Annotated in this window: 22 protein-coding genes; 10 read left to right on the top strand and 12 right to left on the bottom strand. The window is 72.3% G+C overall.

The genetic code is table 11. From position 1 onward, the window contains the following. The first annotated feature begins 130 nt into the window (after nt 1-130). On the top strand, nt 131-496 hold the full coding sequence (locus tag ACGH52_RS21170; protein WP_059301666.1) for a YbjQ family protein: 366 nt from the start codon (nt 131-133) through the stop codon (nt 494-496). 21 nt (nt 497-517) lie between these two features. On the opposite strand, the gene ACGH52_RS21165 is transcribed toward ACGH52_RS21170, so the two are convergent. After that, nucleotides 518-1,279 (bottom strand): MerR family transcriptional regulator, encoded by a 762-nt coding sequence (locus ACGH52_RS21165; RefSeq protein WP_059301667.1) that lies wholly within the window; start codon nt 1,277-1,279, stop codon nt 518-520. Between the two features lie 119 nt (nt 1,280-1,398). On the opposite strand from ACGH52_RS21165, the gene ACGH52_RS21160 reads away from it, so the two are divergent. After that, a complete protein-coding gene (locus tag ACGH52_RS21160) occupies nt 1,399-2,823 on the top strand; it encodes a glutamate decarboxylase (RefSeq protein WP_399941470.1) in 1,425 nt (474 codons plus the stop codon). Here ACGH52_RS21160 and ACGH52_RS21155 read toward each other — a convergent pair. The 5 genes from ACGH52_RS21155 to ACGH52_RS21135 form a co-directional block, all read right to left on the bottom strand. Then, on the bottom strand, nt 2,820-3,548 hold the full coding sequence (locus tag ACGH52_RS21155; protein WP_059301769.1) for an ABC transporter permease: 729 nt from the start codon (nt 3,546-3,548) through the stop codon (nt 2,820-2,822). The two genes, ACGH52_RS21160 and ACGH52_RS21155, sit on opposite strands and share 4 nt — an antisense overlap. A gap of 50 nt (nt 3,549-3,598) precedes the next feature. Continuing rightward, complete coding sequence (locus ACGH52_RS21150; protein WP_399941467.1) at nt 3,599-4,540, bottom strand: ATP-binding cassette domain-containing protein; 942 nt, start codon at nt 4,538-4,540, stop codon at nt 3,599-3,601. Nucleotides 4,541-4,624: 84 nt separating this feature from the next. Next, nucleotides 4,625-5,266: a PadR family transcriptional regulator gene (locus ACGH52_RS21145; protein WP_076974944.1), complete on the bottom strand. Its 642-nt coding sequence runs from the start codon at nt 5,264-5,266 to the stop codon at nt 4,625-4,627. 31 nt (nt 5,267-5,297) lie between these two features. After that, a complete protein-coding gene (locus ACGH52_RS21140) occupies nt 5,298-6,758 on the bottom strand; it encodes an aldehyde dehydrogenase family protein (RefSeq protein WP_210974265.1) in 1,461 nt (486 codons plus the stop codon). Nucleotides 6,759-6,842: 84 nt separating this feature from the next. Further along, nucleotides 6,843-7,667: a helix-turn-helix transcriptional regulator gene (locus ACGH52_RS21135; RefSeq protein ID WP_059301770.1), complete on the bottom strand. Its 825-nt coding sequence runs from the start codon at nt 7,665-7,667 to the stop codon at nt 6,843-6,845. A 357-nt stretch (nt 7,668-8,024) separates the two neighbouring features. On the opposite strand from ACGH52_RS21135, the gene ACGH52_RS21130 reads away from it, so the two are divergent. After that, nucleotides 8,025-8,510 (top strand): ATP-binding protein, encoded by a 486-nt coding sequence (locus tag ACGH52_RS21130; RefSeq protein ID WP_171987246.1) that lies wholly within the window; start codon nt 8,025-8,027, stop codon nt 8,508-8,510. Nucleotides 8,511-8,567: 57 nt separating this feature from the next. Here ACGH52_RS21130 and ACGH52_RS21125 read toward each other — a convergent pair whose 3' ends face one another. The 5 genes from ACGH52_RS21125 to rpmG all read right to left on the bottom strand — a co-directional run bounded on the left by ACGH52_RS21125 (nt 8,568) and on the right by rpmG (nt 10,989). Next, nucleotides 8,568-8,819, bottom strand: a complete 252-nt coding sequence (locus ACGH52_RS21125) for a DUF397 domain-containing protein (protein ID WP_059301673.1) — start codon at nt 8,817-8,819, stop codon at nt 8,568-8,570. Nucleotides 8,820-9,132: 313 nt separating this feature from the next. Continuing rightward, on the bottom strand, nt 9,133-9,372 hold the full coding sequence (rpsR, locus tag ACGH52_RS21120; RefSeq protein ID WP_121703289.1) for a 30S ribosomal protein S18: 240 nt from the start codon (nt 9,370-9,372) through the stop codon (nt 9,133-9,135). Between the two features lie 4 nt (nt 9,373-9,376). Then, nucleotides 9,377-10,567 carry a GTP-binding protein gene (locus ACGH52_RS21115; RefSeq protein ID WP_059301675.1) on the bottom strand — a complete coding sequence of 397 codons (1,191 nt, stop codon included), beginning with the start codon at nt 10,565-10,567 and terminating at the stop codon, nt 9,377-9,379. Continuing rightward, entirely contained in the window at nt 10,564-10,818 is a 255-nt protein-coding gene (locus ACGH52_RS21110) for a type B 50S ribosomal protein L31 (RefSeq protein WP_076974947.1), read from the bottom strand. Before ACGH52_RS21110 ends, ACGH52_RS21115 begins: the two co-directional genes overlap by 4 nt. Before the next feature lie 6 nt (nt 10,819-10,824). Further along, nucleotides 10,825-10,989, bottom strand: coding sequence for a 50S ribosomal protein L33 (rpmG, locus tag ACGH52_RS21105; RefSeq protein ID WP_059301677.1), 165 nt, complete (start codon nt 10,987-10,989; stop codon nt 10,825-10,827). A 72-nt stretch (nt 10,990-11,061) separates the two neighbouring features. Between rpmG and rpmB the strand changes: the two genes are divergently transcribed. From rpmB to ACGH52_RS21090, 3 genes are read left to right on the top strand one after another with little or no spacing between them, the layout of a single operon-like run. Further along, nucleotides 11,062-11,298: a 50S ribosomal protein L28 gene (gene rpmB / locus ACGH52_RS21100; RefSeq protein WP_076974948.1), complete on the top strand. Its 237-nt coding sequence runs from the start codon at nt 11,062-11,064 to the stop codon at nt 11,296-11,298. Beyond that, the gene (gene rpsN, locus ACGH52_RS21095) at nt 11,298-11,603 is read left to right on the top strand and encodes a 30S ribosomal protein S14 (RefSeq protein ID WP_399941461.1); all 306 of its coding nucleotides are present in this window, start codon (nt 11,298-11,300) and stop codon (nt 11,601-11,603) included. The genes rpmB and rpsN overlap by 1 nt, the downstream gene beginning before the upstream one ends. Nucleotides 11,604-11,655: 52 nt before the next feature. After that, the gene (locus ACGH52_RS21090; RefSeq protein ID WP_399941458.1) at nt 11,656-12,276 is read left to right on the top strand and encodes a hypothetical protein; all 621 of its coding nucleotides are present in this window, start codon (nt 11,656-11,658) and stop codon (nt 12,274-12,276) included. Nucleotides 12,277-12,302: 26 nt separating this feature from the next. Here the strand turns inward: ACGH52_RS21090 and ACGH52_RS21085 are convergent, their stop codons facing one another. Then, on the bottom strand, nt 12,303-13,457 hold the full coding sequence (locus tag ACGH52_RS21085; protein WP_121703293.1) for a DUF2786 domain-containing protein: 1,155 nt from the start codon (nt 13,455-13,457) through the stop codon (nt 12,303-12,305). 86 nt (nt 13,458-13,543) lie between these two features. Here ACGH52_RS21085 and ACGH52_RS21080 point away from each other — a divergent pair, with 86 nt between their 5' ends. The 4 genes from ACGH52_RS21080 to ACGH52_RS21065 all read left to right on the top strand — a co-directional run bounded on the left by ACGH52_RS21080 (nt 13,544) and on the right by ACGH52_RS21065 (nt 17,727). After that, the gene (locus ACGH52_RS21080; protein WP_076975085.1) at nt 13,544-14,176 is read left to right on the top strand and encodes a LysE family translocator; all 633 of its coding nucleotides are present in this window, start codon (nt 13,544-13,546) and stop codon (nt 14,174-14,176) included. Nucleotides 14,177-14,243: 67 nt separating this feature from the next. After that, entirely contained in the window at nt 14,244-15,017 is a 774-nt protein-coding gene (locus ACGH52_RS21075; protein WP_399941453.1) for a Clp protease N-terminal domain-containing protein, read from the top strand. A gap of 52 nt (nt 15,018-15,069) precedes the next feature. Continuing rightward, nucleotides 15,070-16,758 (top strand): bifunctional 3'-5' exonuclease/DNA polymerase, encoded by a 1,689-nt coding sequence (locus ACGH52_RS21070; protein ID WP_399941450.1) that lies wholly within the window; start codon nt 15,070-15,072, stop codon nt 16,756-16,758. Between the two features lie 81 nt (nt 16,759-16,839). Continuing rightward, on the top strand, nt 16,840-17,727 hold the full coding sequence (locus ACGH52_RS21065) for a LysR family transcriptional regulator (protein WP_399941447.1): 888 nt from the start codon (nt 16,840-16,842) through the stop codon (nt 17,725-17,727). The last annotated feature ends 12 nt before the right edge of the window (nt 17,728-17,739 follow it).

Raw genomic sequence — 17,739 nt, 5'->3', positions numbered from 1 at the left:
TGTGGCTCCTGCTGCTGGGGGGAGGCGGGCTGGACCTGGCTGCCCAAACGTACAACGCAGCCGTGGCGTCCCAGGTTCCACGGGGCTTCTTGGGGTGCGCTGTGACGTTTCCCGGGGAAGCCTGAGAACCATGGGTATTGAAGAATACGGCGGCGGCCAGGGCCCGCAGCCCGATGTGCTCGTGGTGACCACGAACGACCTGCCGGGCCACCGGGTGCAGGAGGTGCTCGGAGAGGTCTTCGGACTGACCGTGCGCTCCCGGCACCTGGGGAGCCAGATCGGTGCCGGACTGAAGTCGATGGTCGGTGGTGAGCTGCGCGGGCTCACGAAGACGCTGGTGGAGACCCGCAACGAGGCGATGGAGCGGCTCGTCGAGCAGGCCCGCACGCGGGGGGCCAACGCGGTGCTGGCGTTCCGTTTCGACGTGACGACGGCCGCGGACGTGGGCACCGAGGTGTGCGCGTACGGGACGGCGGTGGTCGTGGCCCGGGAGTGAGACCCGGGCCACGACCACCGCTCAGGAGGTGTGCCGGACGGCGTTGGCGAGGATCGCGTCGCGCATGTAGGCGGCGAGGCCCGGCTTGGCGGCGTCGATGTTCCGCGTGAAACGTTCGTCCGACACGTACATCTCGCCCAGGCAGGTGTGCATCTCGTACCCGCAGTCGTAGTGGTTGCGGGCGATGCCCTGCCGGTGGTCCTCGGCGACGTCCATGGCCCCCTCGGAGTCGGCGGGCTCACCCGCGTCCATCAGGGCGACGAAGCGCCGGGTCAGCTCGTCGGCCTCGTCCTGGATGCGCTGCCAGTCCTCCTTGGTGTACGAAGCGGTCTTCTGCTGCGACTGGCGGTAGGCGTCGGTGTCGCCCCAGCGCTCACGCACCTCCTCCTGGTGCTCGTCGGGGTCGAAGTCGCCGAAGACCTCGAACTTCTCCTCGGGCGTGAGGTTGATTCCCATGCTGCGTGCCTCCATGGCCTGCTCCACGGCCGACGCCATCTTCTGCAGCTTCTCGATCCGGGCGGTCAGCAGCTCGTGCTGGCGGCGCAGGTGCGCGCGCGGGTCCGCGGCCGGGTCGTCGAGCAGGGCGGCGACCTCGTCGAGCGGAAAGCCCAGCTCCCGGTAGAACAGGATCTGCTGCAGCCGGTCGAGGTCGGCGTCGCTGTAGCGCCGGTGGCCCGCGTGGCTGCGCTCGCTGGGTACGAGCAGGCCGATGTCGTCGTAGTGGTGCAGCGTGCGCACCGTCACTCCGGCGAAGCCGGCCACCTGTCCCACGGAGTAGCTCACTTCCGCTCCTTTCTCTGACGCCCTCCACGCTGCCTCCTCACGTGACGTGAGGTGCAAGCCCGTGCACGCCGGTACGTCCCCGGGTGCGGGGCGCGGGGCTCGGGCCTACCGTCGGTCGCATGTCACTGCACCAGGGTCCCCGCCCGCCCCACGACGACCGCGACCGGCGCCGGCTCGCCGTGAACCCGTTCCACGCGGCGGCGAACCCGCTGGGCGGCATGACCGAGGCCCCGCCCACCCATCGGCTGCCGGACTCCCCGCTGCCGCCGGAGAGCGCGTACCGGCTCGTCCACGACGAGCTGATGCTGGACGGCAACGCCCGGCTGAACCTGGCCACCTTCGTCACCACCTGGATGGAGCCGCAGGCCGGGGTGCTGATGAGCGAGTGCCGGGACAAGAACATGATCGACAAGGACGAGTACCCGCGCACCGCCGAGCTGGAGCGGCGCTGCGTGGCGATGCTCGCCGACCTGTGGCACGCGCCCGACCCGTCGACGGCCGTTGGCTGCTCGACGACCGGGTCGAGCGAGGCGTGCATGCTGGCCGGGATGGCGCTGAAGCGGCGCTGGGCGCTGCGCCACGCGGACCGGTACCCGGCGAAGGACGTGCGGCCCAATCTGGTGATGGGCGTGAACGTCCAGGTCTGCTGGGACAAGTTCTGCAACTTCTGGGAGGTGGAGGCCCGCCAGGTCCCGATGGAGGGCGACCGCTTCCACCTGGACCCGCAGGCCGCCGCCGAGCTGTGCGACGAGAACACCATCGGGGTCGTCGGCATCCTCGGCTCCACCTTCGACGGTTCCTACGAGCCGATCGCCGAGCTGTGCGCCGCCCTGGACGCCCTCCAGGAGCGGACCGGCCTCGACATCCCGGTGCACGTCGACGGGGCCTCCGGCGGCATGGTCGCGCCCTTCCTCGACGAGGACCTGGTGTGGGACTTCCGGCTGCCGCGGGTCGCCTCCATCAACACCTCGGGGCACAAGTACGGGCTGGTCTACCCCGGGGTGGGCTGGGCGCTGTGGCGGGACGCCGAGGCCCTGCCGGAGGAGCTGGTCTTCCGGGTCAACTACCTGGGCGGCGACATGCCGACCTTCGCGCTGAACTTCTCCCGGCCCGGCGCGCAGGTCGTCGCGCAGTACTACACGTTCCTGCGGCTGGGCCGGGAGGGCTACCGGGCCGTGCAGCAGGCCGCGCGGGACATCGCGGGCTCGATCGCCGGGCGGGTGGCGGCGCTCGGCGACTTCCGGCTGCTGACGCGCGGCGACCAGTTGCCGGTCTTCGCCTTCACGACGGCCGACCACGTGACGTCGTACGACGTCTTCGACGTGTCCCGGCGGCTGCGCGAGGGCGGCTGGCTGGTGCCGGCGTACACCTTCCCGCCGCACCGCGAGGACCTCTCCGTGCTGCGGGTGGTGTGCCGCAACGGCTTCTCGGCCGACATGGCCGACCTGCTCCTGGACGACCTGGAGCGGCTGCTGCCGGAGCTGCGCCGGCAGCCGCACCCCCTGACCCGGGACAAGGGCGCGGCGACCGGCTTCCACCACTAGCGGCTCAGCCGCGCGAACTTCGCCACCGCCAGCGGGAAGAACACCGCGAGCAGGGCCAGCGGCCAGGCGAGGGCCGCCCAGACGTGGCCGGACTCGCCGCCGGGGCCGCCGAACAGGTCGCGGACGGCCATGGCGGTCTGGGACATCGGGTTCCACTGGACGACCGTGCCCAGCCAGCCCGGCATGGAGTCGGGCGTGGCGAAGGCGTTGGACAGGAAGCCGACCGGCCAGACCAGGATCTGCACCGCCTGCACCAGCTCGGGCTTCCCGGCCACCAGGGCCAGGAAGATGCCGACCCACAGCATGGCGAAGCGGAAGAGCAGGAGCAGGCCGACCGCGCCGAGGAAGGCGCCGGGGCCGCCGTGGGTGCGCCAGCCCAGCGCGTGGCCGACGCCGATCAGTACGGCGAGGCCGAGCACCGACTGGAGCATGTCGGCGGCGGAACGGCCCACCAGGACCGCGCCGTTGGCCATCGGCAGGGAGCGGAAGCGGTCGACGACGCCCTTGTCGAGGTCCCGGGTGACGGCGATCATGGTGCCCTCCAGCCCGAAGGCCATGGTGAGGGCCAGCATGCCGGGGACGAGGTAGTCGACGTACTCGCCGCTCACTCCCCGGCCGCCGCCGACCAGGTAGCCGAACATCAGCAGCAGCATGACCGGGAAGACCAGGTTGACGACGACCGCCACCGGCTGCCGTCCCCAGCGGGCCAGCTCGCGGCGGGTCATGGTCCAGGAGTCGGACAGGGCGTGGGTCGCGGGACTCACGGTGGTCGTACTCACGCGGCCTCCTTCGTGCGGTCGGTGAGGTGCAGGAACACCTCGTCCAGGGTCGGCCGGCGCAGCGCCACGTCCTCGGCCTCGATCCCGGCCTCCTCCAGCGCCCGTACGACGCCGGAGAGCACGGCCATGCGGTCGGTGACCGGGGCGCTGAGCAGCCGTCGGTCGGCGTCGACGCGGACGCCGGTGAGCGGCAGCAGGGCGACGGCGGCGCCGAGTTGGCCGGCGTGGCGCAGGACGACGTCGACGCGGTCGCCGCCGGTGGCGGCCTTGAGTTCGTCCGCCGTGCCGTCGGCGACGACCCGTCCCGCGTCGACGACCGAGATGCGGTCGGCGAGCTGGTCGGCCTCCTCCAGGTACTGGGTGGTGAGCAGGACCGTCGTACCGGCGCCGGCCAGGGAGCGGACCGAGTGCCACACCTCGGCGCGGCCGCGCGGGTCGAGGCCGGTGGTCGGTTCGTCCAGGAAGAGGACCTCCGGTTCGGTGATGAGGGACGCGGCCAGGTCCAGGCGGCGCCGCATGCCGCCGCTGTAGGCGCTGACCGGCTTGCGTCCGGTGTCGGTGAGGTCGAAGCGCGCGAGCAGTTCGTCGGCACGCGCGCGTGCCCGCCGGGCGCCCAGGTGGTGGAGGCGGCCGAACATCTCCAGGTTCTGCCGGCCGCCCAGTTCCTCGTCGAGCGCCGCGTGCTGGCCGAGCAGGCCGATGCGCAGCCGTACCGCGTAGGCCTCGGCGACGACGTCGTGCCCCGCGACCTCGACGCGGCCCGCGTCGGGCCGCAGCAGGGTGGAGAGAATCCGGACCAGGGTCGTCTTGCCCGCTCCGTTCGGCCCCAGTACGCCGTGCACCGTGCCGCGGGTGACGGTCAGGTCGAGCCCGTCCAGTGCGTCCTTGCCGCCGTACCTCTTGCGTGCGCCTTCGACGGTGATCGCCGTGTCGGCCACTGCCACTCCCCCTTCGGCGAAGCTAGCCAAATTTGACTACCGGCTCGCGAAGGTACGCCCTCGCACCGCCTTAGTCAAACTTGATTAGCAGGCGTCCCGGTCCTGCGGCCGCCCCGCAGCAAAGGGGTTCTCCTCACCCTCCGCCAGCACCCCGACGAACGGCTCGCCCTCTCCGGCGAAGGTGTACGCGCCGCCCCGGACGCGTTCGACGAGGCCGCGGGTCCACTCGGCGCCCGAGTCGGCCGAGTGGACCCAGTAGTTCATGATCTCGCCGATGTGCCCGTACTGGCCGGGCCCCTCCGCGGGCAGGTAGTACTCGGTGACGGCGGCACGCCACTCCTCGATCTTCCGCACCCGCTCCTCCAGGAGCGCGAGGGCCTCCTCGCGCGGGAGGTCGACCATGAAGCCGAGCGCCGCGGTGAGCACGTCCGGCCGCTGGTCGTAGGCGGTGAGGTAGTCGCGGAGCAGGGTGAGGTACTCCTCGGTGCCCTGCTCCGTGATCTCGTACTCCACCCGCGGCGGCCCGCCCGCCGTGGACGGCGCGATCTCGTGCGCGACGAGCAGTCCCTGTTTCGCCATCTGCTTCAGCGCGTGGTAGATCGAACCGGGCTTGGCGTTGGACCACTCGTGCGCGCCCCAGTACTCCAGGTCGTTGCGCACCTGGTAGCCGTGGGCCCGCCCGTGCTGGCGGACGGCGCCGAGCACGAGGAGACGGATCGCTGACATGGGTCCAGATTAGGGCCCGTGCGAGGCGGGGTCAGAACGGGAACCCGCTCCGTCCGTGCTGCACCGAGATCCACTTCTGCGTGGTGAAGGCGTCCAGCATGGTGTCGCCGTTGAGGCGGCCGATGCCGGAGTGCTTCTCGCCGCCGAAGGGCACGATCGGCTCGTCGTGCACGGTCCCGTCGTTCACGTGGAACATGCCGGTGTCGATGCGCTTGGCGAAGGAGACGCCGCGCTCGATGTCCCCGGTGTGCACGGCGCCGCTCAGCCCGTACGGCGTGTCGTTGACGAGGCGTACGGCCTCCTCCTCGCCGTCGAAGGGGACGAGGAAGGCGACCGGGCCGAAGACCTCCTGCCGCAGCAGCGCGGAGTCGGCGGGCAGGCCGGTCAGGACCGACGGCTCGACCAGGTTGTCGGTGACCGATCCGCGCACCAGGGCCGTCGCGCCCTCGGCGAGGGCCTGTTCGACGACGCCGGAGACCGCGTCCGCCTGCGAGGAGTTGATCACCGGGCCGATGACGGTCGCCGGGTCGCGCGGGTCGCCGGCCTTGAGGGTCTTCACCTTGGCGACGAACTTCTCGGTGAACTCGTCGGCCACCGCGCGGTCGACCAGGACGCGGTTGGCGGCCATGCAGACCTGCCCCTGGTGGACGTAGCGGCTGAAGACGGCGGCGTCGACCGCGTAGTCGACGTCGGCGTCGTCCAGGACCACCAGCGCGCTGTTGCCGCCCAGTTCGAGGACCGAGCGCTTGAAGTTGGCGGCGCAGACCGTGGCCACGTGGCGGCCGACCTGGTCGGAGCCGGTGAAGGAGATGACCTTCGGGACCGGGTGCTCCAGGAAGGCGTCCCCGATCTCCGCGATGTCGGTGACCACGACGTTGAGCAGACCGCCCGGCAGTCCCGCGTCCTGAAGGATCTTCGCGACCAGGGTGCCGCCGACGATCGGCGTGTTCTGGTGCGGCTTGAGGACGACGCCGTTGCCCAGGGCGAGGGCCGGGGCGACCGACTTCAGGGAGAGCAGGAAGGGGAAGTTGAAGGGGCTGATGACGCCCACGACGCCGACCGGCACCCGGTAGACGCGGTTCTCCTTGCCGTCGACCGGGGACGGGAGGATCCGGCCCTCGGGGCGCAGCGCCAGGTGGACCGCCTCGCGCAGGAACTCCTTGGCGAGGTGCAGCTCGAAGGCGGCCTTCAGACGGGTGCCGCCCAGCTCGGCGACGATCGCCTCGCCGATCTCCGCCTCGCGCTCCTCCACCAGCCGCAGCGCCTTCTCGAACACCGCGCGGCGCGCGTACGGGTTCGTCGTGGCCCACTGCTTCTGCGCGCGCTCGGCGGCCCGGTAGGCGGCGTCGACCTCGTCGACGGTGGCTATCGTGATCGAGGCCAGCTTCTCGTTGTCGTACGGGTTGAAGTCGATGATGTCCCAGGAGCCGCTGCCCGGACGCCACTCGCCGTCGATGTACTGCTGGGCGAGGTCGGTGAAGTACGACGACATGGAATCCCTCAATCCCCTTAGCTGCCGCAGCCGCCGCGAGCGAGCCGAGCGGGCCGCCTGATGGAGCGTCATCGTACTTATGTTTCAGGAGAGTTGGAGGAGACCCCGCAGAAGGTCCCGGCTCTCGTCCGGACCCGGGCTGTCCTGCTGGAGTTCCTTCAGCGCCGTCTCGTACTGGGTGACGTCCTCCTGCTTGTCCAGATACAGCGCACTGGTGAGCTGCTCCAGATAGACGACGTCCGAGAGGTCGGACTCGGGGAAGCTGAGGAGCGTGAACGCGCCACTCTCGCCGGAGTGCCCGCCGAAGCCGAACGGCATGATCTGGAGCCGCACGTTGGGGCGTTCGGAGACCTCGATCAGGTGCTGGAGCTGGCCGCGCATCACCTCGCGGTCGCCGTAGGGGCGGCGCAGGGCGGCCTCGTCGAGCACGATGTGGAACTCGGGGGCACTCTCCGCGACCAGGTGCTTCTGCCGCTCGAGGCGCAGCGCCACCCGCCGCTCGACGTCCGCCTCGCCGGCGCCCTTCATGCCGCGCCGGACGACCGCGCGGGCGTACTCCTCGGTCTGCAGCAGGCCGTGCACGAACTGCACCTCGTAGGCCCGGATCAGCGAGGCGGCGCCCTCCAGACCCACGTAGGTCGGGAACCAGCTGGGCAGCACGTCGGAGTAACTGTGCCACCAGCCCGCGACGTTGGCCTCCTTGGCCAGGGAGAGCAGGGAGGCGCGCTCCTGCTCGTCCGTGATGCCGTACAGCGTCAGCAGGTCCTCGACGTCCCTCGTCTTGAAGCTCACCCGGCCCAGCTCCATCCGGCTGATCTTCGACTCGGAGGCGCGGATCGAGTAGCCCGCCGCCTCTCGCGTGATCCCCCGCGTCTCACGCAGTCGCCTGAGTTGTGATCCGAGCAGCATGCGCCGCACCACCGATCCGGGCTCTCCCGCGCTCACGTTCGCCAGCCTCCCCAACCGTCTTCAGGGGCCGCAGTCTGCCACTAAAACACTCCGAGCAGTACTCGTCCGGTTACGGAAACGGAATCGAGCCAAAGGAAACGTGCAGGATCACGCACCCGGCAGACCGGAATCGGACGCCGGGGGACATGAAGGGGAGGCGAAGATGACGGAAAAATTGCCCAACAAGCGGTACGGGCAGGTCCATTTCGGTCACGTGCACGTGCATCTGCCCTTGCATCTGAGGTACGCATCCGAAACCATGGTCCCCGCACCACCGCGCCGCATCGCTATGACCGCGAATTCCCGGGAGTGCCTCGCATGGGGACGAATGGATCGACCATGCTCGAGCCGTTACGGCAGGGCCTTCCGCCACTCGACCCCGCGGCCGTGTCCAACGCCGCATCCTGCGCCCTGCCACCCCGCTTCGAAGCGGTGCGCGAGGCCCGGCGGTTCACCCGCAGAACGCTGGAGGGCTGGGACACCGGCGACCGCTTCGACGACGTCTGCCTGGTGGTCTCGGAACTCGTCACCAACGCTTTGCGCCACGCCCTGCCCGCGGACACCCCGCGCCACGACGAGCGCCACGGTCCCGTAAGGCTGCACCTCATGCGCTGGACCGAGCGGCTGGTGTGCGCCGTGCGCGACCCCAGCCACGACAGCCCGGTGGCCCGGGAGACGGACGACTTCTCGGCGGAGTCGGGCCGCGGCCTCTTCCTCGTCGACTCCTTCAGCGACAGCTGGGGCTGGCACCCGCTCGCCGGAACCCTCAACGGCAAGGTGGTCTGGGCGCTGTTCCGCGTCTAGGGCACCACCGGGCCGGCCGGCCGGACCGGCCCGGACCACCTCGCTACCAGCTCGCGATCAGCTCGCGATCAGGTGGTCGAACTCGCCGTCCTTGATGCCCAGCAGCATGGCCTCGATCTCGGCACGCGTGTAGACGAGCGCGGGGCCGTCGGGAAAGCGGGAGTTGCGCACCGCCACCGCGCCGTCGGGCAGGCGCGCGAACTCCACGCACGATCCCTGCGAGTTGCTGCGCCGACTCTTCTGCCAGGCCGCATCGTGCAACTGCGTGGCGGCCATGCCGTTGTACACGTCGTACACGTCGTGGTCCACAGGTCGCTCCCCGGTGTGCACTGGCTGATGTGGCCATTGATGCAGTGGTCAACTGATCCGGATCATAACCCTGTTCACGTGCAGATGCATGAGCAAATGCACGTGCACGCGCGGTGTTCCCGCGATTACAGCTGTGACGACCGCTTTACCGAGCCCTGCTCACTACGACGCCGGGACCCGAGAAGTCGTTCCCGCATGTGCCCCCGAATTCGAAGAATATGCAACAACATGCGACAACACCGGGGCCCGCTCCCCCTGTTCGTGACGAGCGGGCCCCGGTGTTGTCGCCGGTGCGCGAGGTGCGGCGGACGGGTCAGCGCGTGCCGTACGGCAGCAGCGCCATCTCGCGCGCGTTCTTGATCGCCCTGGCCAGCTGCCGTTGCTGCTGGGACGTCACGCGGGTGACGCGGCGGCTGCGGATCTTGCCGCGGTCGGAGAGGAACCTGCGCAGCAGCTCGGTGTCCTTGTAGTCGACGTACGTCACTCCCGCCTGGTCCAGCGGGTTGGGGCGCTGCCGGTTGGGCGTGCGTTCGTCCTTGCGGGGTCGGGGCACGGGGTCAGACCTCCAGGAGGGTGTCGAAGGCGGGCGGCAGCCGGTCCCAGGCGGCCTGCCCCGCGGCGTACTCGGCGTCGGTCAGCAGGCAGGACTCCAGGAGCCGTTCCAGGCCGTCGCGGTCGAGGCCGGGGGAGGTGAAGACGAGGTGCTGGCAGCGGTCGCCGTGCTCGGGGTGCCAGTCCAGCGCGGCGGCGGCGCGGCGCACGGGCGGCACCAGTTCCCAGGCGGCGTCGGGGAGCGAGGCGAGCCATGGTCCCGCGCTCTCCACGCACAGGGCACCGCCCGCGGCGTCCCAGTGCAGCAGCGTGTCCCCCTTGCCGGCGAGCCAGAACCGCCCCCGGCTGCGGGCCGCGGCGCAGGTCAGGTCCTCCAGCGCCGCGTACAGCCGCTCCGGGTGGAAGGGGCGGCGGCGGTGCCAGACCAGGGTGGCGACGCCGTGCGCGTCCGCCTCCGCGGGCAGCAGGGCGCAGGCCGGGTGCTGGGCCGCGGCGGCGGCCTCCACGTCGAACCCGGCGAGGGCGGCGCGCGCCAGCTCCGGGTGCGCGGGTGGTGCGCCCGCCGGGTTCCCGTGGCCGATCGGGACCCGGCGGGCCGTCGGGTGCAGCTGGGCCAGCAGCTCGTGATCCTCCTCGTCGGCCTCCGGCGAGCCGGGGAGGGACTCGGCGAGGGCGAGGACGGAGGCGTACTCCAGCTGCCGCGCGAAGGTGTCGGCGACGGTGCGCCGGTCGGTGGCCGCCGCGGCGAGGCCGCCCTCGGCGAGGTCGTCGCCGTTGCCGAGGTACGGCAGCACCAGGGCGGGGTCGACGGCGGTGATCACGCCGGTGACGGTGAACCCGCCGGCCGTCACCACCTCCGCCATCGCCTTGGGCTCGACGGAGTCCCACAGCTCGACGACCGCCAGCGGGGTGCCTCCGGCCTCCGCGAGCCGGACCAGCTCGGGCACGAGGTCCTCACGCAGCGCGCAGCACGCGCAGTCGTTGACCAGGGGGGCCTCACCGGCGGAGCGGAGGCCGGTGGCGTCCCGCACGGTCCGTACGACCGTGCCCGCGGCGGCCGTCGCCAGGTCGTGGTGGAGGACGACGCTGCCGGGCACGTCCGCGAGCAGCCGGGCCACGGCCGCCCGGCGCGCGTCGGCGTGCAGCCCGCCGACGATCACCACCGGCGGTTCGGGGAAGCGGCCCGGCCCGCTCATGCCCCCTCCTGCTTCTTGTACCGGCGCTCGAAGCGCTCCACGCGTCCGGCGGTGTCCAGGACGCGGGCGGTGCCGGTGTAGAAGGGGTGGCTGACGTGGGAGATCTCGACGTCGACGACCGGGTAGGTGCGGCCGTCCTCCCACTCGACGGTGCGCTCGCTCGTCATGGTCGAGCGGGTGAGGAAGGCGTAGTCCGCGGCCCGGTCGCGGAAGACGACGGGGCGGTACTCGGGGTGGATTCCCTTGCGCACGGCGGCTCAGCGCTCCTCTCGGAAGTCGACGTGGCGGCCGGCCGTCGGGTCGTACTTGCGCAGGACCAGCCGGTCCGGGTCGTTGCGGCGGTTCTTGCGGGTGACGTAGGTGTAGCCGGTCCCGGCGGTGGACCGGAGCTTGATGACCGGACGGAGTTCGTTGCGTGCCATGCTGCTATCTTACTGAAAATGAATTCCATTAACAGCTAGGCCTCGTCAGGCCCGGAGGAGAGGTACGTCACCGTGTCCGCCCACTGCATGCTGACCGGGACCAGGCCCGGATTCGGCAACCGCGTCTCGCACTCCCACCGGCGCACCTCGCGCCGCTTCGACCCCAACATCCAGACCAAGCGCTACTGGCTGCCGAGCGAGAACCGGCACGTACGGCTGCGGCTGAGCACCAAGGGGATCAAGACGGTCGACTCGATCGGCGTCGAAGCGGCGGTGGCGCGCATCCGTGCCCGGGGAGTGAGGGTCTGATGGCGAAGAAGAGCAAGATCGTGAAGAACGAGCAGCGGCGGGCGGTCGTCGCGCGCTACGCCGCACGGCGGGCCGAGTTGAAGGAGATCGTCCGCCGGCCCTCCTCTACGGAGGCCGAACGGCTCGCCGCCCAGCGGGAGCTGCGCCGGCAGCCGCGCGACGCCAGCCCCACTCGGGTGCGCAACCGCGATCAGGTCGACGGGCGCCCGCGCGGATACTTCCGGGTCTTCGGACTCTCCCGGGTGAACCTGCGCGAGCAGGCGCACGCCGGGCATCTTCCCGGGGTGCGCAAGTCCTCCTGGTAGCTTGCGGCTGTTCGGGGCCGAACGGCCGCCCGGCTACAGCTTGGAGCTTCCGGTGACGTGGGTGACTGCGGAGAACGCGGCGAGCACGGAGAACACGGCGCGCATCGCGCGGGCCGCGGGCAGGGGCGTCCCGCGCGGTGGGGTCTCGGGCCGTCGGGCGCGCCGGTCCCTGCGGGCCGTGGCGCTGGGCCTCGGGCTGGCGGGCGCGCTGGCTCTGACCGCGTGCACCGACGACGGGGGCTCCGGCGACGGCTCGGGCGGCGCCTCGGGCGGTGACAAGTCCTCGGCGGCGCCCAGCGCGTCCGCGAGCACGGCCCCGGGCGGCGGCGAGGGCGGATCGCCGTCCGCCGGTGCGGCGGGCGAGCTGGAGGGCAGCTGGCTGGCGACCACCGACGGCCAGGCCGTCGCCCTGATGGTCACCGGCGACAAGGCGGCCCTGTTCGCCACCGGCGGGACCGTGTGCAGCGGCACGACGCAGGAGACCTCCGGCACCCGGACGATCCGCCTCAAGTGCGCCGACGGCAGCGACGACCGCTCGACCGGCAAGGTCGGGGCGGTCGACGCCACCTCGCTCACGGTGGCCTGGGAGGGCGAACTCGGCGAGGAGACGTTCACCAGGTCCGAGGGCGGCTCGCTCCCGCCCGGCCTGCCGACCACCGGCATCGGTTCCTGAACGGGGCCGGACGGTCGGCGCCGGCCTCAGCCCCGTTTCAGCGGCCGGTGGTGGCCGACCCGGGCCGCGTCGGCCGCCCGAGTGCCCTCCGTCCACCCGGCCGCGTCCCCGGCGCCGCGCAGTCGGGTCGTGGTGGTCTCCGGGAACATGCGCTCCACGCGGTCGGTGACCGCGACCTCGCGGGAGGCGAGCACCGGCAGCAGGTCCGCGTCCGCCGCCTCCTCCGCGGCCGCACCCGTGGCCGCTTCCGCCGCGGCCCGCAGCCTGGTGCCCGCGCGGTGGGCGTAGGCGGCGAGGAACGACTGCCGGAAGGTCTTGGTGCGCTTGCGCCCGCCGGCCCGCTGCCCGGCCTCCGCCTTCGTCATCGCGGCCTCGGCCTGCACCAGCAGCGAGGTGTAGAGGAGTTCCACCGCCTCCAGGTCGGCCTCGAAACCGACGACGGTGGAGAAGCCGAAGGACTCGTTCCACACCGCCTTGCAGTGGTTGGCGTCGGCCACCGCGTCCAGCAGCACCGCCTTGGCCTGCTCGTAGGGCGGCTCCACCCCGATCCGGCAGGCGCCCGGGGTGTCGGGCGAGGGCGCGTGCGCGGCCAGCAGCGCCTCGTCGACGCTGTGCCGCGCCATCAGCTCCTGCGCCTTCGCGCTCAGCGCCTCCGCCTCCTCGGGGTACCCGGTCGCCTCCGCCTTGGCGAGCAGCGCGCGGATGCGGGCGAGGGCGCGGGACTCCGGCCGGTTCTCCCGACCCCGGCGCGACGGCTCCCCCGCCTCCAGGGGCTCCAGGCCGGGCAGCCGCACCAGCAGGCGGTACAGCTCCAGTACGGCGGTGGCGTGCGAGAACCGGTCGGTGCGGGGCGGTGCCGTCTCGTCCGCGTCCGGTACGTCGTCGAGCTGCGCGGCCCAGCGGGGACCGCGCGCGCGGTCGTGCGGCGCCTGGGCGCGGATCAGCGCGGCCACCAGCCGTACGTGCGCGTCGTCCAGTTCGCGTCGCACGATCCGTACGAGGTCGGCGGGCTGCCAGCCGCGCCGCCAGGCCGTGGCTACGAACTCCTCGCCGCGCCGGGCCAGTTCCGCGTCCGCCGCCGGATCGGCCGCGAGCAACGAGGCGGCGGTGTCGAGGGCGGCGTCGGCGGTGTCGTACAGGGCGGTCTCGAAGGCACGGTCGACGGTGCGGGGCGTACTCACCCGGCGATGGTGCCACGGTCACCCGGGCCGTCTCACTTCGCGGAATTCGGCCAGGGCCGCGCCGCCCGGCGTCGAGCATGGCGCGCATGGTGGACATGACTCTCTACGCGGCGTTCCTCGTCGCCGCCTTCGCGCTGTGCGTCACTCCGGGCCCCGACATGATGTTCATCGTGGCGATGGGCGGGCGGGGCGGTCCCACGGCCGGTGTGATGGCCGCGTTCGGGGTGGCCTGCGCGATGCTCGTGCACGCGGTCGCCGCGGCCCTCGGGCTGTCGGCCCTCTTCACGACGCTGCCCACGCTGTACCACGTGCTGCGCTGGGCGGGCGCGGCCTATCTGCTGTACCTGGCGGTGAAGGCGTTCCGGGACCGGTCGGTGCCGGGCGGGGACGACTCGGCGCCGAGGGGCGCGGGGATGCGGCGGGCCTTCTGGCAGGGGGCGATCACCAACCTGCTCAACCCCAAGGTGATCCTCTTCAACGTGGCGTTCCTGCCGCAGTTCGTCGACCCCGCGCTCGGGCACGTCCCGGGCCAGCTGCTGGTGCTCGGCGGAACGCTGGTGGTGATGGGTTTCCTGTGGGACGGCTTCGTCGGGCTGCTCTCGGGGCGGCTGGCGGGTCTCCTCGGGCGCAGCGCCCGGGTGAACCGCTGGCTCAACATCGTCTCCGGGACGGTGTTCACGGGGCTGGCGGTGCGTCTGGTGGTGGCGTCGCCGAAGTGACGGGAGTGCCCTCAAGGACTGTCAACCATCAGTTGACAGCCGGAGGGGCGCAACCTACGGTTGACACATGACGACGAACCCGAACATCACGTCATCCGTACGCCTCGACGAACTCATCAACGCGATCAAGAAGGTGCATCCGGAGCCGCTGGAACAGCTTCAGGACGCCGTCATCGCCGGCGAGCACCTCGGTGAAGTGGCCGACCACCTCATCGGCCACTTCGTGGACCAGGCCCGGCGTTCGGGCGCGTCCTGGACGGACATCGGCAAGAGCATGGGCGTCACCCGCCAGGCGGCGCAGAAGCGCTTCGTGCCCAAGGAGTCGGCCGACCTGGACGCGAGCCAGGGCTTCAGCCGCTACACTCCCCGCGCGCGCAACGTCGTGATGGCCGCCCACAACGCGGCCAAGAACGCCGGCAACGCCGAGGGCCTGCCCGAACACCTCGTCCTCGGCCTGATCACCGAGCGCGAGAGCCTCTCCGCCAAGGCGATCGCGGCGCAGGGCGTGACCCTGGACGCGATCCGTGCGGCGGCGACCGCCGCACTGCCGCCCGCCGTCGCGGAGGTCCCGGAGCTGGTGCCGTACGGCCCCGCGGCCAAGAAGGTCCTCGAACTCACCTTCCGCGAGGCCCTGCGCCTGGGGCACAACTACATCGGCACGGAGCACATCCTGCTGGCCCTGCTGGAGCACGAGCACGGCGGGGGCGTGCTGAGCGGGCTCGGCCTCGACAAGGAGGCGACCGAGCGGTACGTGGTCGAGGCGGTGGCGGAGTTCATCCAGATCACCGAGGAGCAGACCGCGGAGGCCGGGTCGGCAGGGCCCGCCCCTGAAGAGGGCTGAGGACGGCCGTCGCCGCGAGGCCGTTGTCAGACCCGCCTGCGACACTCGCCACATGGCCGAGAGGTGGGCGCTCGCGGTGGCCGAGGACGGCGGTGTGGAGGTCGCCGCCCTCGGCCCCGACGGGCTGCCCGCCGGACCGGTGCGGCGCGAGCCCGGCCTCGCCGAGGCCGTCCGGGGCAGACCGGACGTCACACGCTGGGTGTGGCGGTCCACCGCCGAGATCGCGCCGCGCCTGCTCGCCGCGGGGGTGCGAGTGGAGCGGTGCTACGACGTGGAGGCCGCCGAGACCCTCCTGCTCGGCCACGAGGGGCGCTACGGGGAGCCGCGCTCGGCCGCGGCCGCCCTGGCCCGGCTGCACGGCGGTCCCGTGCCGCCCGACCCGCCGCAGCGCTCCGCCGAGCCGGGCGCGCAGTCCCCGCTGTTCGAGCCCCAGGCCGTCCACCTCCCCCTGACCGACCTGCTCGCCGTCTACGCCGAGCAGCAGCGCCGCCACGACCGCTCGGCCCGCCCCGACCGGCTGCGGCTGCTGACGGCCGCCGAGTCGGCGGGGATGCTGGTGGCCGCCGAGATGAACCGCGCGGGACTGCCCTGGCGGGCCGACGTGCACCGCCAGGTCCTGCACGACCTGCTGGGCGAGCGGTACGCGGGCGGGGGCGAGCCGCGCCGCCTGGCCGAGCTGGCCGAGGAGGTGTCGGCGGCGTTCGGCCGCCGGGTGCGGCCCGATCTGCCCGCGGACGTGGTCAAGGCGTTCGGGCAGGCGGGCGTGAAGGTCGCCTCCACCCGCCGCTGGGAGCTGGAGACGCTGGACCACCCGGCCGTGAAGCCGCTGATCGAGTACAAGAAGCTGTACCGCGTCTGGGTCGCCCACGGCTGGTCGTGGCTCCAGGACTGGGTGCGCGACGGCCGGTTCCGGCCCGAGTTCCTGGCCGGCGGCACCGTCACCGGACGCTGGGTCACCAACGGCGGGGGCGGGCTCCAGATCCCCAAGGTGATCCGGCGGGCCGTCGTCGCCGACCCCGGCTGGCGGCTGGTCGTCGCCGACGCCGACCAGATGGAGCCGCGCGTGCTGGCGGCGATCTCCCGCGACCCCGGTCTGATGGAGGTGGCGGGGCGCGAGACCGACCTCTACCAGTCCGTCTCCGACCGCGCGTTCTCCGGCGACCGCGCCCAGGCCAAGCTCGCCGTGCTCGGCGCGGTCTACGGCCAGACCTCCGGCGACGGACTGAAGAACCTGGCGGCGCTCAGACGCCGCTTCCCCCGCGCGGTGGCGTACGTCGACGACGCGGCCCGCGCGGGCGAGGAGGGCCGGCTGGTGCGCACCTGGCTGGGCCGCACCTGCCCGCCCGCGGCCGGCGCGGCCGACGGCACGGAGGAGGCGGGCCTGCCGCAGGAAGGGCCTCCCGAGAGCCCGGACCAGCAGGAGTGGGTGCCCGGCTACGCCTCCACCAACGCCCGCGCGCGGGGCCGCTTCGCCCGCAACTTCGTCGTCCAGGGCAGCGCCGCCGACTGGGCCCTGCTGCTGCTCGCCGCGCTGCGCCGGACCTGCGCGGACATGGCGGCCGAGCTGGTCTTCTTCCAGCACGACGAGGTGATCGTGCACTGTCCCGAGGAGGAGGCTGAAACCGTCGTCGCGGCGATCCGGGACGCGGCGGAGCTGGCGGGACGGCTGACGTTCGGGGAGACGCCGGTGCGGTTCCCGTTCACGACGGCGGTGGTGGAGTGCTACGCGGACGCGAAGTGAGCGGGTGCGGCCGCGCCCGGCGTTGACGGCCTCGAACGCGGCGGCGTACCGCCCTGAACCGCTACGGACGAGACTGCCGACATGGATCTGCTGTCTCTGCGCTACTTCCAGTCCGTCGCACGCCACCAGCACATCAGCCGGGCCGCGGAGGAACTCCGGGTGGCCCAGCCGTCGGTGAGCCGAACCATCATCCGACTGGAATCGGAACTCGGTACTCCGCTCTTCGACCGCACCGGCCGCCGGATACGTCTCAACGAACACGGCGCCGCCTTCCTGGTCCGCGTCGAGCGGGCGCTGGCGGAGCTGGAGGACGCCCGGCGGGAGGTGGCCGACGCCGGCCGCGGCGGCCCCGGCCGGGTGGCTGTCGCCGCCGAGACCCTGCTGCAACTGGCCCGGGTGCTGTCCGCGTTCCGTGAGCTGCGGCCCGGGGTGCGGGTGCACCTCTTCCAGGCTCCGGTCGGTTCGATGCGGCGGCATCTGCGCTCGGGCGAGGTGGATTTCGCCCTCGCCTCCCAACCGCTGGCCGGCCCCGAGGTGTGCTCGACGGAACTGGCGCGCGAGGAGGTGCTGCTGGCCGTACCACCCGGGCACCCACTGGCCGGGCGGGAGCGGGTCACGGTGGCCGAGCTGGCCGACGAGGACTTCGTCAGCACCCGTACCGGTCACTGGCAGCGGGCACTGCTGGAGAAGCTCTTCGCCCGTGAGGGACTGACACCGCGCGTGGTCTGCGAGGGCGACGAGGCCGCGGCCACTCCGGAACTGATCGGTGCCGGCGTGGGCATCGGTCTGATGCCGGCCGTCGCGCGCCGGGCCCTCGGCGAGGACGGCCCGGTCCGCTGGCTTCGCGTGGACGCCACGGACTGCCACCGGGCCCTGACGCTGGTGTGGCGCCGAAACGCCTACCTCTCCCCCGCGGCTCGGGACTTCCGCCGACTGGCCGGGGAACGGCTCATGCCCCACGCGTCATGAGTACATGCCGAA

It is taken from the genome of Streptomyces sp. BBFR25 (assembly GCF_044590125.1).
GTDB lineage: Bacteria > Actinomycetota > Actinomycetes > Streptomycetales > Streptomycetaceae > Streptomyces > Streptomyces canus_D.
This window is presented reverse-complemented; position numbering and strand designations above follow the sequence as displayed.